We start from the raw sequence: 14,012 nt of genomic DNA on the forward strand, positions 1-14,012 counted from the left end.
CGTCCGATCGCCGATAACCGCGACAACAACAATCTCGATTAAAGCGGCGTGGAAGATCGGCGCTCACGCCTAGCAGGGCCGGTGTGCGCCCCAGGCGGGAAAGCGTGGTGGGGCCGCTTCCCGAGAGCAGACGCTCCCTCCAGGCGATTTCCCCGACCGGCGCTACCCGCCTATGCTGGACAGCAATTCGTCGAGCTGCTCCAGCTGCTCCGGCAATGCGGCCGCCGAGCCCTGCAGGGCTTCCTCGAGCGCCTGCTTGGACGGATAGACTTCGTGGAAAGTCAGGAGTGTCTTGCCGCCTTGATCCTCGAAGGTCACGGTCGTGATCGCGCCCTCTTCGCCCTCGTCGTTGGTCCAGACGATGCGTTCGTTCGGCACCACCTCGAGATATTTGCCGTAAAAGGCCATGGTGTCCGAACCGTCGGCGCCGAATTCCAGCCGATATTTGCCGCCGGTACGCACGTCCATCTCGCATGAGACGAGCGAAATGCCGGATACCGATTTCGGCACCCACCAGCGCCGGAACAGCTCGGGCTGGCTCCACGTCCTGTACACCGTGCTCGGCGGCGCATTGAATATCCTGGTTACCAGGAGTTCGCGATCGCCTCTGCGCTCGACCGACGTGCGGTTCTCAGCACCACCTGCACCGTTACCTCGCTCAGTCATCGCTTCCCTCCCGTTTCATCTCGCTGATGATCTCGTCCAATGCTTCGAAGCGGGCCTCGAAGAGCTTGCGATGCGCCTCGATCCACTCGGCCTCCGCCTTGAGGCCGCGTGTCCCAAGCTTGCAGGTTCTCACCCGTCCGACCTTCTGCGTGACGACCAGCCCCGCCCGCTCGAGAACCTGGACGTGCTTCTTCATGCCGGTCAGCGTCATCTGGAACTGATCCGCCAGACTGGTGATCGTCGCGTCCCCCCGCCCAAGCTGATCGATGATCCCTCGGCGGGTTGCATCGGACAGCGCCGCAAACGAGAGGTCGAGGGGAGGATCTGCATACTGAACCATCTAGTTCAGTGTTTCTAACCTGCTTGTGCAGGAAGCGCAAGCGTTCCGAACTTTCCAGGCCGTAGACCGATCATCCGAAGAAGTCCTTGACGCCGGAGTGGCGAATGCAAACCAGGCCGGTCAGAGAGATTCCACGAATGAAATCGCCGACAAGATCGCGGGTGAACACAGCCTGACGAAGGCACAGGGCAAGGCCATAGTCGAAGCGGTGATCGCCTCGATCACTCAAGCCGCGATTGCCGGCAACGAAACCTCACTGCCTGGATTTGGCAAGTTCAAGGCGAAGGCAATGCCGGAGCGCGAGGCGCGCAATCCGGCGACCGGCGCGACCATCAAAGTCGCAGCAGCCAGGAAGCTAGCGTTTACGCCGGCCAAGGCACTTAAGGACGCATTGAACAAGTAAAGCGGTCTGAGCAAGCACACCCGGTCCGCGGGGACCAGGTGTTCGTTCTTCCACGCTCGATTTTATTCCGAGGCCCCCTGCCCTGCCAACTAGCGAAGGAACGCATCGACTGGCGCATCGCCGTCATGTCTGCACAGACAATCATGGATTATCCATTCCATGTTGGCGGCCGCACGGCGCTGGCGCTTCGTGGTCATGTGCACTACTTGGCACTTGGGGCGAGAAAATCTTCATCTATGGCGATGCGCTGCGCTGGCTCGCGAACCTCCCAGCCAATGGCTTCCCTATCCTCCGCAGCACGCGTCTCTCAAGACGGCGGGTCTCGGCATTGAACCACTGGCGGCGGAATCAGACGGAAACCACATCCCGTTTTTGCAGAGCTGGACGATACGCGCATCAACGACGAAGCAGGCCATTATCGAGGCGCTGGACGAACTGCCGGAAAACGAAAGCTTTCACAACATCGATGCGATCTTCGAGGGTCTTACCACCCTTCGTCAGCGCCGCATGACCGAACTTCTCACAGACTGCACAAGAGTCCAGGACGAGGGACCGACTGACCCGCTGTTTCGTACCATCCTTGTTTACGTGGCGAGTTCCGGGCGGCCCCGCACGAAATGCTGGATGTCCGGAGCGGTTCCCGAACGACATCCAGTCGCGCCTTGATGCTAAGGCCCGACCGTTTCTCCTCTCTCTTCACGATGGTGAACCTGACTTCGAGGTACGCTTGCCGCTCGCCCTCGACTTGTCGGCCGTCCGCTGGAAGATCCTCAACCTGCAAAAACTAAGAAATGACAATCCGCCCAAACACGCCGAACAACGCGAGGAGATCGACCGGCTATTCACATGATGGCCTTAGCCGCCTCACTCGTCGTCAATCCCACAGCTGGCGCCGCTGAATGCGGAGGTCAGCCGCTCGGTCTAAGTGGAACGCCTTATTCCGGCCGGTGATTTTACTCCAAAATCCCGAAGTTCGAAAAGTGAACGACTACAAAGGTTTAGAACAGTTGGTCGCAACCAACTCGTTTTCCAGGCTTTGAAAGGTAAGCGCGATTTCATTGGCGTCGAAATTGGCGCGGCCGCCCGACCCCGCTTTCGCTTGCGCGACACCATTTGCCTTCAGCAACGCCATGATCATAGGCCCCAGCGAGAATTCCCCACGCTCGGTTCGCCGCGTCAGGTCACGAAGATACCCGCCGGGCGAGTTAATCATGTTGACGCGCTCCAGGATGCCGGCAACAGCGACCGCCGCATTTTCCGGCCCCATAATCTCGCAGGCCTCCTGGTAGGCTGACGGGCTTATCCCCAGCGTCGACCGAACGACGAAGGCTGCGCGCTCGAGCGAGTAGCTGTGCCCCTGCATGGAGGCCAATTTGTCCGCAGATTCTGCCGATCAAGCTCGGCGAACAGGTGATCGACGCCCGTAATGCCCTTGGCCCGAGCGAACGTCTCGATTCGCGCGCGGTGGAGCTCCGCCATCACCACGACCAAGGGCTTCTCGGCAGGCTCCGGGTTTTTTTCCGCCTATCGTTGCGGACGGCGTCGATTAGTTCTTGGTCGGAGCTACAGGACTAATCGCCGACTACGAACCAGTCGTCTCAAGCCGCCGTCGGGTTGATCACATTCATATCGATTTCAGTCAGCTCGACACGCCGCTCAAACGCAATGCCTTCCTCGTCGAAGAGATGGCAATCGGCGGCATTGATGCCGGTGGCAACCGGCGTGTCGGGGCGGATGCCGACGCTGCCGGGGAGCATGGCGCAGAAATTCTCGGCCTCTCCGTTGAGCGAGGCATAGGCGACAGTGTTGGCGCCGAGGCGTTCGATGACCGTCGGGGTGACGGTGAAGACGATGTCGCCGCCATTCAGCTGGATGTGCTCCGGGCGGATGCCGAGCGTCAGGGTCTTGCCGGCCATGCTGTCGCGTGGTGTCACCGGCAGAAGGGCAGTCTGGCCGAGATAATCGACTTCGACGCCGCTCGCGCTGACGCCCTTGCAGGTGACGGGGAGAAAATTCATTTTGGGGTTGCCGATGAAGCCGGCGACGAACTGGTTGGCGGGCTTGTGGTAAAGCTCCAGAGGCGCGCCGGTCTGCGAGATATTGCCGGCGTCGAGCACGACGATGCGGTCGGCCATGGTCATGGCCTCGACTTGGTCATGCGTCACATAAATCATCGTCGCCTTCAGCTGCCGGTGCAGCTTGGCAAGCTCGATGCGCATGTCGGCGCGCAGCGCCGCGTCGAGGTTGGAGAGCGGCTCGTCGAACAGGAAGATCTTCGGTTCGCGCACGATGGCGCGGCCGATGGCGACGCGCTGGCGCTGGCCGCCGGAGAGCATGCCGGGTTTCTGCTGCAGCCGCTGGTCGAGATGCAGGATGCGCGCGGCGTTTTCCACCTTGGCCTTGAGCTTTGCCTCTTCCATCTTTTCGACGCGCAGGGGGAAGGCGATGTTCTCGAAAACCGTCATGTGCGGATAGAGCGCGTAGGACTGGAACACCATGGCAATGCCGCGCTTGACCGGCGGCAGGTCGTTGACCCTGACGCCGTTGATGACGATATCGCCCGCCGTCGTCGCATCGAGGCCGGCGATCATCCGCAGCAGCGTGGACTTGCCGCAGCCTGACGGCCCGACGAAGACGACGAATTCGCCGTTCTTCACCTCGAGCTGCACGCCCTTCAGAACTTCGTAGTCGCCGTAGAATTTCTGAACGTTGTTGAGAAGGAGCTGTCCCAAAAATCTGTCTCCGCCGGCGGTCTTCGTCGCACATTCGATAGAGGGGTGGGGGCCGCGGCTTGCACCGCGACCCCAGGGAGATTCAGGAGGGCTTACTTGAAGGCTTCGATTTCGCCGGCAGCCTTCTTCAGCGCGGCTTCCGGTTCGGCCTTGCCTGTGACGACCGACTGGATCATCTCGATCATCGAGTTCTGGAAGCCCTTATAGTCAGTGAAGAGCGGCTCGGGACCACCATAGCTGATGCCTTCGATAAGCGGCTTCCAATAGGGGTCCTTGGCGACGAATTCGTCGACCTTCTTCGAGGGACGCAGGGGCGTGAGGCCGGCGCCGCCCTGCAGCTCGTATTCCGACTGCACATCCGGCGAGGTGATGAACTTGGCGAATTCGGTCGCCTTGTCCTCGACGCCGGAACCCTTGAAGATCGCCAGGCTGTCGGTGATCAGCAGCGTGCCGGGGCCTTTGGCATCGGGGCCGAGCGGCAGGGTCGTAATGCCCCAGTTGATCTTCGTCTCCTTCAGGCGGGAGGCCGCACCCGATCCGGCCTGGATCATGGCGACCTTGCCGTCGAGGAAGATGGCGCGGACTTCGTTCTGCTCATAGGCCGTCGGGCCTTCTTCGGAGTAGGGAACGATATCCTTGTAGGCCTTCAGCGCGGCGAGAATCTGCGGGCTGTCGAGGGTGATCTTGCCGTCGGCATCGATCACGCTGCCATTGTTGGTGTAAACCCAATGCATGAACTGGTGCATCGTGTTGTCGAAGGTCTTGGCCGAGAGACCGAAGCCCGGAATGCCGGTCTTTTCCTTGATGGTCTTTGCCATTTCGATTTCTTCGGCCCAGGTCTTCGGCGGCTTCTCGGGATCGAGGCCCGCCTGCTTGAAGAGGTCCTTGTTCCAGTAGAGCGCCTTGGTGGAGAAGGCGATCGGAACGCCCCACTGGGTGCCCTCGAAGGTCACCGTGTCGACGATGTGGGGATAGTAAGCCTTCTTTTCCTCATCGGTCATCGGCACCTTGACGATGAGATCGTTCTGGGCGAACTCCTTCAGCGTGCGCGAGCCGACATAGGCCATGGCAACCGGCGTGCCGGCGGCGGCGAGCGTCGTTGCCTTGTCCTGGCACTGCGCCCAGCCGACAACTTCAGGCGTGACCTTCCAGCCGGCGTTCTTTTCTTCCCACTGCTTGATGTATTTGGTGTGGACCGGGTCGATCGTGTCGCCGCAATAGATCCAGCTGATTTCCCTGTCGGCGGCATGGGCAGTGACCGCGGTCAATGCCGTCGAACCGAGCAAGGCGAGCGCCATAAGGCCTGTCTTGATTGTTATGCTCACGTCGTGACTCCCGTTTGGTTGTTAGCTGTTCACTCGTTTTTATAATCTTATTGTTTCACCGCACCGGCGGTCAGACCGCCGACAAGGTAACGCTGAAGGAAGAAGATGACGACCATCGCCGGCGCGATGCCGACGAAGGAAGCCGCCATCAGTTCGTTCCAGATGACCTCCTGCTTGCCGAAGTAAGCAAAGAGCCCCACCGGCAAGGGCATGTATTCACTCTTCGAGTTGAAGGTCAGCGCGAAGATGAATTGCTGGGCGTAAGCGCCGATGAAGGTGGTAATGGCGACGACGATGATTCCCGGCATCGCAATGGGCAGGATAACGCGACGAAGCGTGTAGAAGTGGCTGGCGCCATCCATGAAGGCGGCTTCGTTGAGCTCCTGGGGAATGCGGATCATGTAGGTGCGCAGCAGCCAGATCGCCGACGGGATAAGGAAGGCTACTCCCGGCACGATCATGGCGAGATAGGTGTTGAGCACGCCCATGCTGCGCATCAGCCGGAAGAGCGGGATCAAGAGCACGGCGCCGGAGAACATGTTCACCGTCAGGAAGGCGCCGAGCAGGATGCCCATGCCCCTGAATTCGAACTTGGCGAAGGCATAGGCCGCCGGAATGACGAGGCAGAGCACGATCAGCGTGACGATGATCGAGATGAAGAAGGAGTTGAAGATGTAGCGTCCGAAGCCCGGCACGCTGATCCACATCGTCCGGTAGGCTTCGAACGAGCCGTTCTCCGGCCAGAAGCGGTAGGGCGAGGAGAAGAGCTGGGCGAGTGGCTTCAGCGACACCAGGAAGCCCTCGACGAAGGGCGCCAGCACGAAGAACAGGAACACCGCGATGCCGCAATAGATCAGGATGATCTCCCACCAGCGGTAACGGTCGATCATGGCAGCACTGCTCATGCGCGCTTCTCCGGATTGAGGCGGCGGGTGACGCGGAAATAGGCGAAGCAGAAGAGCGACAGGAAGATGCAGATCAAGACGGCGCGCGCCGCACCTTCCCCGTATTTCTTCGAGCCGATCGCGGTCTGATAGGTATCGATGATCATCGTCGTCGTCTCGCCGCTCGGGCCGCCCTGCGTCAGGATCCAGATGATGTCGAACGAGTTGAAGGTGGCGATCAAGGACAGCATCGACATGGTGATGATGGCGGGCACCATCAGCGGCAGGGTGATGCGGCGGAAGCGGTACCAGCGGCCGGCGCCATCGGTCCAGGCGGCCTCATAGAGATCCTTGGGAATCGACTGGATCGCCGCCAGAAAATAGATCGTCACCAGCGGCACGCCGATCCAGACGTCGGTGACGATCGTCGCCCAGAAGGCGGTGCTGCCATAGGCGAGGAAGGCGACCGGGCCGTCGACCAGGCCGAAGCGCTGCAACAGGCCCGAGATCATCCCGAACTGGCCATTATACATCCAGCCCCACATGAAGATGCCGATTGCCATCGGCACGATCCAAGGCGGCATGGTCAAGAGCCGGAACAGCGAGCGGCCGGGCACGGCGGCGTTCAGCATGCAGGCGCCGAAGGTGCCGATCACCATTTTCAGCGCGACCGAGAAGAAGGTCCAGATGAAGGTGCGCAGGATCACCTCAGCGAAGGTGGCGTTGAAGATCTTCTCGTAATTGATCCAGCCGACCCAATTGGTGGTCTTCTTCAGCGACGCGTCGGTGAAGGAGAGAATGAACGTATCGACCAGGGGATAGGCGACGATGGCGAGAACATAGAGAACGGCCGGGAGAAGAAGGATCCAGGCAAAGATGAAGGCGCTTCGTTGGACACTCATCTTGCCGCCGTCCTCAAGCCGCTCTTGCGTGAAGGGCCTCGTCGAAGCGGTCCCAGATCGGACGCAGATCGACGACGGTTTTCTTCATCCTCGCTTCGTCCATCGCCAGCGCCAGGATGCCGGCTTCGAGCGCATTCAGCGTGGAAACCGGCAATTCGAGCCCGGTGCGCACGCTCTCCAGGAGGTCGCTCGCCATCTGTTCATCGGCTCCGTAATGCTGGGAGAGCTCGGTGGCGGCATATTTGTTTTCCACTACCTTCTTGCCGGTCAGCTGCTCGTGCACGTCGAGATAGCCGCGGACGAAATCGCCTTCGGCCATGCCGCGCGAGCCCATGATGGCGAAGCGGCGGAACTGGTCGGGCACGTTTAGATTGGTGTGGAAGTTCATGCCGACGCCGTTTTCATATTCGACGATCGCCACCTGGTAATCGATGATGTCGGCATCGCTGTCGAAGACCTTGTCCGATCCCATCCAGCCGCTCGGCTTGCGGTGGAAAAGCTCGAGGTCGTTGATGCCCTCGCGCGCCGGGTCGTTGGCCGGGATGAAGCTCTTGCGGCCGCCGAAACTGGCGACCCGTTCCGGCCGCGCGCCGACGACGCCATTATAAAGGTCGAGGTCGTGGCAGCATTTCTCCAGCATGAAGCTGCCGGAATAACGCTCGTAACGGCGCCAGTCGCGCATGAAGAAGGCGCCGTGATAGGGCTCGATGTGTTCGGATGCCTCGATCGAGACGATCTGGCCGAGCTTGCCCTCGGCCTGGATGGCGCGCAGGTCCTTGTAAAGAGGGGAGTAGCGCAGCACCAGGCCGACCATCAGCCGCTCGTGGCCGAACTTCGCCATCAGATGCGCCAGCTCGATGCTTTCGGCAATTGTCGTGACGATCGGCTTTTCGCAGAAGACCTTGAGGCCGGCCTGCAGCCCGAGCCTGATATGGCCGAGATGCATGTGATTGGGCGAGCCGATCATCAGCAGATCGAGCTTTTCGGAGGCGAGCAGCTCTTCCGGCGAAGCATAGGCCTTGCCGGCCGAAATGCCCTTTTCCGTCAAACCGGGAAGGCCGGCGGGATCCGGATCCACATAGCCGACGATGTCGAAGCCGCTATCGATCGCTTTGAAGACGTAACCGAGGTAGCCGAGCCGGAATCCGAGCCCGATGATGCCCACTTTCATGCCGATCCAGTTCCCGATTTAAGTAATTTATTTTCTTTAAGTTGGGACAAAAATCAGAAGGCGTCAATAGAAAACGGGCCGCAAGACGCGAGCATGAAATTGATTTTCATAATTCGCCAGCCGGCTTTCGATCAGGCACTGTCAACGTCGGGATGCGGAGGCGGACGCACGGTCAAGCCCAGGGGCGCAGACGACGGGCATGAGTGCAACCGGCGGCAATCGCGCCGGCAAGCTCACGCGAAACTCGCGAAATATTGAAAAGTCGAGCGCGCCTGCGCGTGTAGGATGGGCGAGAACCCGAGGCCAGGAGGAGCCATTATGACCGGCATGACAGCCAAGGATTTCCCACAGGAGCTGCTCGAACTCTATGATTATTATGCGCATGGGAGGATCACCAAGCGCGAGTTTCTCGACCGGGCCGGTAAATTCGCCGTCGGCGGCGTGACGGCGGCCGCCATTCTGGCGTCGCTGAGCCCGAATTATGCGCTGGCGACCCAGGTCGAGGCAACCGATCCTGACATCTCCGCCGAATACATCACCTATGCCTCGCCGCAAGGAAATGGCGATGTGCGCGGCTATCTCGTCCGCCCCAAAAACGCCACCGGCAAGGTCGCCGCCGTCGTGGTCGTGCACGAGAACAGAGGCCTGAACCCCTATATCGAAGACGTGGCGCGGCGCGTGGCGAAGGCCGGCTTCATTGCGCTGGCGCCGGACGGCCTCACCTCGGTCGGCGGCTATCCCGGCAATGACGAAAAGGGACGGGAGTTGCAGCAGAAGGTCGATCCGGAAAAGCTGATGAATGACTTCTTCGCGGCGGTCGAGTATCTGATGAAGAGCGAGCTCACCACCGGCAAGGTCGGTATTGTCGGCTTCTGCTACGGCGGCGGTGTCGCCAATGCCGCGGCAGTCGCCTATCCCGAACTTGCCGCCGCCGTGCCGTTCTACGGCCGGCAGCCGCGCGCCGAAGACGTGCCGAAGATCAAAGCGCCATTGCTTCTCCATTATGCCGGGCTGGACAAGGGCGTCAACGAAGGCTGGCCTGCCTATGAAGCGGCGCTGAAATCGGCCGGCAAGACCTACGAGGCCTATATCTACCCCGACGTGAATCACGGCTTCCACAACGATACCACGCCGCGCTATGACGAAGCGGCGGCCAAGCTCGCCTGGCAGCGAACGGTCGACTGGTTTACCAAATACCTTGCCTGAGAACGCAGCGACCCGACGCGACGGGGAGGCATCTCCGCCGTCCCGCCGGGCTGCACCAGCCCGGCAAATGTCGAGTACGGCTATCGCGAACGCTCGACCTTGCGCCGTCCCCGACTGACCATCATTCCAGCGACGATAAGCACAATTCCGCCGGCGTTCGCCCAGAACGACGCCGGCACGCCGCTGACATAATCAAACGCCACTCCCGTGACCATCTGCCCGCCGATGATCAGCAGAGCCGAGTTGACCGCGCCGATCCGCGCGATCGCCCAGCTGCCGGCCGCCACGAAGACGACGCCGAGCGGACCGCCGAGATAGGCATACCAGGGCGCCTCGGCAGCACCCGCAGGAAGCAGGCCGCCGACGAAGAGACCGAGGCAGCTCAGTGCGGCGAAACCTATGGCGTGATTCCAGAAGGATGCGATCAGCGGCGTCGTCGAGAGGCTCAGCCGCCCATTGAGCTGGCGGCTGAGGCCGACGAGCACGCCGCCGAGGCAAGCAAGCAGAATGAAGAGCGTCATGCCGCACCTCGCCCGAAGAGGATGATCAGCGCCGCTCCCGCAACGACCAGGCCGAGTGCCGCGATGTCGCGGGTATCAGGATGCCGTTTCTGCATGCCGAACAGTCCCCAGCTGTCGGCCGCGACGCTGAAGACGACCTGGCCTGCCAGCCCGAGAGCCAAGGTGCCGGAGAGCCCGAGCGGTGAGTTGACCGTGGTCGAGGTCAGCATGACCGTTGCCGCGCCGGAGAGCCCGCCGAAATAGGCCCATAGAGGCGCGCGCAGGCCTTGTTCCGGCTTTGGCTTGCGCCGCCGGTGGACCAGCAGGAGAAGAATGACGGCAGCGACCATGCCGGTGCCGTGCGCGGTCCAGGAGGAAAACAGCGGATTCCCGTAGCGTGCCAGCTCGCCGTTCAGGTGCACCATGAAAGTCAGGAGCCCGCCCGTGGCAAAAGCGCCGGCAAAATAGATCGGCTGCGGATTTCGTGCGGCGTCGATGGTCATTGGAGATCTCGTGGGAGAATCGGTTGCGGCGGATGGTTTCAAATTGCCACTAGCGCATGATGCCGAAAAGTGTGAGCGGTTTTCGGACGCATCATGCTCTGCCAGGGACGGTCGCGACCACAGGAACATGCCGTCTCAATCGTCATTCGCGCAAGATTTCGCCGGATATGGCGGCGTTGCTGATAGCGCGCCCGTCTTTCGAAATCCGCGGTACAAGGCGCAAAATGGGGGATTGCCGTAAATCGCTTCCGCTTTCGGCAATTGTGCGGTAGCCTGTCCGTTCGTTCACATCCAGCGAAGATTTTCGCTGCCGCCCTAGAGACGCCAGGGGACGGACGAAGTTGCGACCGTCCAGAGTTTCGCAACAGTTTCCGCCAGCCTTGATACGGCCAAAAAATGCGATGTGGACGGAACAAGCATGCCTGCGATTGGGTTTCGAACCTTAGCGTTCAAAAGGAGGAGCATTATGCCTACGGTTGCTGCGACACCCATCACGCCGCCGGACCAGCACGTTGTCACCGCCCGCGAGGCTCTCGAGCCGCTCTATGAAAAGCTCGAACTGCAAACGGAATCGCTCGTTCTCTCCGCAGCGCTGGAGGCCGGATGGTCCCCGGACGAGGCAACGAAGGCACTGGCTGCGCTCAGGCTGCAGGACGCGCTTTCCACTCTGGACGAACAGTCCGGCCAGTAAGGTCGAGAACAAATCGGCGAGATCGGGTGGTGGTATCTTAGGATAGCGGCCGCAGCTTCCTCGATCTCATTCTTATGCGGACGATCAATCCCCCTCCTGTAGGAGCCGACCGTCGCCACCCATCTCCGGCGCGGCGATTGATGTGATGGAAATCACTGCGGCGCGTGACAGTGCTACCGTCTCATCGAGACAGAACAGGATAATTCCCTGCGATCATTTTCTTAAAGCGCGTCGCGTCAAAAGTGGTTCATGCGACGCGCTTTAGCTCCTTGTTTGGATACATGTCGGTATCCCGGAACCGCTGTGCATTTCCGAGACGCATTAATGCGGTCGAAGCTTTTTGGTCGCGATCAGCATGACGAGATCTTCGGAGGCATCTGCGAGCGCCAGGGCCAATTCCGCAGCCGACCATCCATGTTTCTGCAAACTGACGAGCATTTCAACCATTGCGACTTCGACCTCTCGTCTGCAGCTCGAAAGCGGCTTCAATTCGATATGTTCCTCATCACATGCGGTAGTCATCTTAGCCTCCATTCTGCCACATGGGCAGCGTTCGCAGAAATTCGCCAGTGGGTGGATATAGTAAGGGTTGCGTGCAAGCCTCGGGCTCATTACGCATCGACACAGACGGCCTCGGCCGCGCGCAACCCTTCGCGCGCCATCAGTTGCCGATGTCCGGCCTCAGGAGCGTCTCGCATGAATGTGAGCAGGGAAAACCCGCACGTTTGGCGACAGGAATTTTTCCTGGTGCCTGATGGTTGTGCGGAGAAGAACTGCTGTTAGCCGACGATCGTGCAAAGCGCGCACGAATATTGCCCAGATAGTTCACGACCTATCCTCCTGTTCTCGCATTTTTTGTTTTGAATAAAGTGTCGTTTCACGTTGAGGGTGCTTTGAATCTGCATTGCACCGGCAAGTGAGCTTTTTGGAATTTCCGAACGTTTTCGGAATTAACCATTGCTTAATTAGATACAGCAACAGGACGCAATTGTCGTTATCGCCGCATCCTGAAAATTATCGGTGCGTCCATTTCTGCTCGCATAGGAATATGATAAGTAGCTTATGCACGTAGAGCTTCAGTCGATTCGGTCCATCGGATGGGTTGCGCGGACGTTTCAGCCGTGAAAACCATTGCTTGCTTCAGTTTCAACAGCCCGGATCGGCTATGCGCTGGAGGATTGGATGGTTACGGAGTCTGGAGATGACCCCGCTGGTGGACGGGAGTGGCCGGCCCATTTGGAGCGGCGGCGCTGGCCGCGCGAACCGTCCCCGCAGAAAGAACATCGGGCGGACGTTCCGCCGGCTCTGGTGCCGTTGCGATTTTCGACGCAAGACCTGCCGGCGAAAGAACAGTTCCAGGGCTGGCGATCCCACATGGCGCCGCTTGTGGATGTTCATCTGCCTGACGGAAAATCAGAGGACGACGGTTTTCTTGCGGAACAGACCGGCTGGCATCTCGGCGATATCCTCATCGTCCAGCAGCGCGCGCAGGCATGCAGCTATATTCGCGATCAGGCCATGCTGCGATCGAGCCCAATCGATCACTGGAACGTCGGCGTACTGCGCAGCGGCCGGGCCTGGACCGAGGCCAATCGCCATGTAACGGAGACCGGCCCGGGCGAAATATTTTTCAGGTCGCTGGGTTATCCCTACCGCGGGCGGATGACCGATTCAGTCGCCGTGCTCGTCTTCCTGCGCTATGAACTGTTGACCCATGATGCGAGTCTTCTGCAGAACGCCAACAACACCGTCCTTTCCGGCAGCCTGGCTGAATTGCTCGTCAGCTATATCAACGGCCTGGAAGCGAACCTCAGCAATTTGACGCAGGAGGAGGTACCGCGGATCATACGGACGATCGGCGATATGGTCGTTGCATGCGCTGCATCGTCCACAAGTTTGGATCGCGCTCAGGAACAGGCAAATATGGGGCTGATGGAGCGGGCGCATCGCTATATTCACCTCAATCTTCATTCCGATAGCTTGACGCCGGAGGTCATGTGCCGTGCGCTGGGCATCTCGCGGACGCGGCTCTACCAATTGTTCGAAACGAGCGGGGGCGTCTTCAATTACATCCGCAAACGTCGATTGCTGCAGGCATATGCGGATCTCACCAACCCGACCGACAACAGGCCGATCTCGGAGATTGCCGAGGCCGCCGGCTTTGACGTTGCCGCCAATTTCACACGCGCCTTCAGCCATGAATTCGGCCTCAGCCCGCGTGAAGTCCGAAAGACCATCGCCACCGAGCGCCCGGCCATCCCCGCAACACGTTCCATGCAGCATTTTGGGACAACGATCGGCGACTGGCTGACGCTCGCACGTTGATTCGGGTGAATGGCGAAGTTCAGATTCATTCTTCGCGGATCCGGTCGATCGCCAAGCGCTTGAACAGATGCTTCGTAACGGCTCCATGACGCGCGATGCAGCCAACATGATCGTTCGAGGCAACGGCTGGACCGACGCCGGTATTTACGGAGATCGAGGCGCTGGTCGCTGGATCGATGTGACCATATGCTATTGATTTTCTAGGAGAAAAACATTTCTGTTCGTTAGACTCCATCGAGTTCCATAAGACAGATTACGCCACATCGTACTGTAGGAGCTATTTAGTAATGCGACAGTTGGGCCAGTTAGAGATGCGACAGTCTCGCCTCTCGACGTGCTGGTCAATGCCAACGTTGGGAGCAAG

Annotated in this window: 15 protein-coding genes and 2 pseudogenes; 5 read left to right on the plus strand and 12 right to left on the minus strand. The window is 59.9% G+C overall.

Features of this window, described 5'->3' with window-relative positions; all coding sequences use genetic code 11:
* Nucleotides 1–162: 162 nt before the first annotated feature.
* On the minus strand, nt 163–666 hold the full coding sequence (locus GGI60_RS15025) for an SRPBCC family protein (protein WP_183916989.1): 504 nt from the start codon (nt 664–666) through the stop codon (nt 163–165).
* A complete protein-coding gene (locus GGI60_RS15030; RefSeq protein ID WP_183916991.1) occupies nt 659–1,006 on the minus strand; it encodes an ArsR/SmtB family transcription factor in 348 nt (115 codons plus the stop codon). Before GGI60_RS15030 ends, GGI60_RS15025 begins: the two co-directional genes overlap by 8 nt.
* A gap of 97 nt (nt 1,007–1,103) precedes the next feature.
* Here GGI60_RS15030 and GGI60_RS15035 point away from each other — a divergent pair, with 97 nt between their 5' ends.
* Entirely contained in the window at nt 1,104–1,409 is a 306-nt protein-coding gene (locus tag GGI60_RS15035) for an HU family DNA-binding protein (RefSeq protein WP_183917040.1), read from the plus strand.
* A gap of 38 nt (nt 1,410–1,447) precedes the next feature.
* Nucleotides 1,448–2,259 (plus strand): annotated as a pseudogene (locus GGI60_RS32770) (type IV toxin-antitoxin system AbiEi family antitoxin domain-containing protein).
* Nucleotides 2,260–2,496: 237 nt separating this feature from the next.
* Here GGI60_RS32770 and repC read toward each other — a convergent pair.
* The 6 genes and pseudogenes from repC to GGI60_RS15070 all read right to left on the minus strand — a co-directional run.
* Nucleotides 2,497–2,751 (minus strand): annotated as a pseudogene (gene repC, locus GGI60_RS15045) (replication initiation protein RepC); the annotation flags it as partial.
* Nucleotides 2,752–3,007: 256 nt separating this feature from the next.
* Nucleotides 3,008–4,141, minus strand: a complete 1,134-nt coding sequence (locus tag GGI60_RS15050; RefSeq protein WP_183916993.1) for an ABC transporter ATP-binding protein — start codon at nt 4,139–4,141, stop codon at nt 3,008–3,010.
* A 92-nt stretch (nt 4,142–4,233) separates the two neighbouring features.
* Nucleotides 4,234–5,439 (minus strand): ABC transporter substrate-binding protein, encoded by a 1,206-nt coding sequence (locus GGI60_RS15055; protein WP_183917042.1) that lies wholly within the window; start codon nt 5,437–5,439, stop codon nt 4,234–4,236.
* Nucleotides 5,440–5,513: 74 nt separating this feature from the next.
* Complete coding sequence (locus GGI60_RS15060; protein ID WP_183916995.1) at nt 5,514–6,371, minus strand: carbohydrate ABC transporter permease; 858 nt, start codon at nt 6,369–6,371, stop codon at nt 5,514–5,516.
* Nucleotides 6,368–7,252 carry a carbohydrate ABC transporter permease gene (locus tag GGI60_RS15065; protein ID WP_064812254.1) on the minus strand — a complete coding sequence of 295 codons (885 nt, stop codon included), beginning with the start codon at nt 7,250–7,252 and terminating at the stop codon, nt 6,368–6,370. The genes GGI60_RS15060 and GGI60_RS15065 overlap by 4 nt, the downstream gene beginning before the upstream one ends.
* Before the next feature lie 13 nt (nt 7,253–7,265).
* Nucleotides 7,266–8,423: a Gfo/Idh/MocA family protein gene (locus GGI60_RS15070; protein WP_183916997.1), complete on the minus strand. Its 1,158-nt coding sequence runs from the start codon at nt 8,421–8,423 to the stop codon at nt 7,266–7,268.
* A 318-nt stretch (nt 8,424–8,741) separates the two neighbouring features.
* Here GGI60_RS15070 and yghX point away from each other — a divergent pair, with 318 nt between their 5' ends.
* Complete coding sequence (gene yghX, locus GGI60_RS15075) at nt 8,742–9,629, plus strand: YghX family hydrolase (protein ID WP_183916999.1); 888 nt, start codon at nt 8,742–8,744, stop codon at nt 9,627–9,629.
* A gap of 80 nt (nt 9,630–9,709) precedes the next feature.
* On the opposite strand, the gene GGI60_RS15080 is transcribed toward yghX, so the two are convergent.
* On the minus strand, nt 9,710–10,150 hold the full coding sequence (locus GGI60_RS15080) for a DMT family transporter (RefSeq protein WP_183917001.1): 441 nt from the start codon (nt 10,148–10,150) through the stop codon (nt 9,710–9,712).
* A complete protein-coding gene (locus GGI60_RS15085) occupies nt 10,147–10,632 on the minus strand; it encodes a DMT family transporter (RefSeq protein WP_183917003.1) in 486 nt (161 codons plus the stop codon). The genes GGI60_RS15080 and GGI60_RS15085 overlap by 4 nt, the downstream gene beginning before the upstream one ends.
* A 466-nt stretch (nt 10,633–11,098) precedes the next feature.
* Between GGI60_RS15085 and GGI60_RS15090 the strand changes: the two genes are divergently transcribed.
* Nucleotides 11,099–11,323, plus strand: a complete 225-nt coding sequence (locus tag GGI60_RS15090) for a hypothetical protein (protein ID WP_020923200.1) — start codon at nt 11,099–11,101, stop codon at nt 11,321–11,323.
* A 321-nt stretch (nt 11,324–11,644) separates the two neighbouring features.
* On the opposite strand, the gene GGI60_RS15095 is transcribed toward GGI60_RS15090, so the two are convergent.
* A complete protein-coding gene (locus tag GGI60_RS15095) occupies nt 11,645–11,845 on the minus strand; it encodes a hypothetical protein (protein WP_064684714.1) in 201 nt (66 codons plus the stop codon).
* A gap of 139 nt (nt 11,846–11,984) precedes the next feature.
* A complete protein-coding gene (locus tag GGI60_RS15100; protein WP_183934463.1) occupies nt 11,985–12,152 on the minus strand; it encodes a hypothetical protein in 168 nt (55 codons plus the stop codon).
* 353 nt (nt 12,153–12,505) lie between these two features.
* Here GGI60_RS15100 and GGI60_RS15105 point away from each other — a divergent pair, with 353 nt between their 5' ends.
* Nucleotides 12,506–13,648, plus strand: coding sequence for an AraC family transcriptional regulator (locus GGI60_RS15105; protein ID WP_183917005.1), 1,143 nt, complete (start codon nt 12,506–12,508; stop codon nt 13,646–13,648).
* Nucleotides 13,649–14,012 lie beyond the last annotated feature (364 nt).

This window comes from Rhizobium lentis (assembly GCF_014200175.1).
Classification (GTDB): Bacteria; Pseudomonadota; Alphaproteobacteria; order Rhizobiales; family Rhizobiaceae; genus Rhizobium; species Rhizobium mulingense.

Coding starts and splice junctions, on each gene's coding strand:
- GGI60_RS15025 (WP_183916989.1), bottom strand. CDS start 666: ATGACTGAGCGAGGTAACGGTGCAGGTGGTGCTGAGAACCGCACGTCG.
- GGI60_RS15030 (WP_183916991.1), bottom strand. CDS start 1,006: ATGGTTCAGTATGCAGATCCTCCCCTCGACCTCTCGTTTGCGGCGCTG.
- GGI60_RS15055 (WP_183917042.1), bottom strand. CDS start 5,439: ATGGCGCTCGCCTTGCTCGGTTCGACGGCATTGACCGCGGTCACTGCC.
- GGI60_RS15060 (WP_183916995.1), bottom strand. CDS start 6,371: ATGAGCAGTGCTGCCATGATCGACCGTTACCGCTGGTGGGAGATCATC.
- GGI60_RS15065 (WP_064812254.1), bottom strand. CDS start 7,252: ATGAGTGTCCAACGAAGCGCCTTCATCTTTGCCTGGATCCTTCTTCTC.
- GGI60_RS15070 (WP_183916997.1), bottom strand. CDS start 8,423: ATGAAAGTGGGCATCATCGGGCTCGGATTCCGGCTCGGCTACCTCGGT.
- yghX (WP_183916999.1), top strand. CDS start 8,742: ATGACCGGCATGACAGCCAAGGATTTCCCACAGGAGCTGCTCGAACTC.
- GGI60_RS15080 (WP_183917001.1), bottom strand. CDS start 10,150: ATGACGCTCTTCATTCTGCTTGCTTGCCTCGGCGGCGTGCTCGTCGGC.
- GGI60_RS15085 (WP_183917003.1), bottom strand. CDS start 10,632: ATGACCATCGACGCCGCACGAAATCCGCAGCCGATCTATTTTGCCGGC.
- GGI60_RS15090 (WP_020923200.1), top strand. CDS start 11,099: ATGCCTACGGTTGCTGCGACACCCATCACGCCGCCGGACCAGCACGTT.
- GGI60_RS15095 (WP_064684714.1), bottom strand. CDS start 11,845: ATGACTACCGCATGTGATGAGGAACATATCGAATTGAAGCCGCTTTCG.
- GGI60_RS15105 (WP_183917005.1), top strand. CDS start 12,506: ATGGTTACGGAGTCTGGAGATGACCCCGCTGGTGGACGGGAGTGGCCG.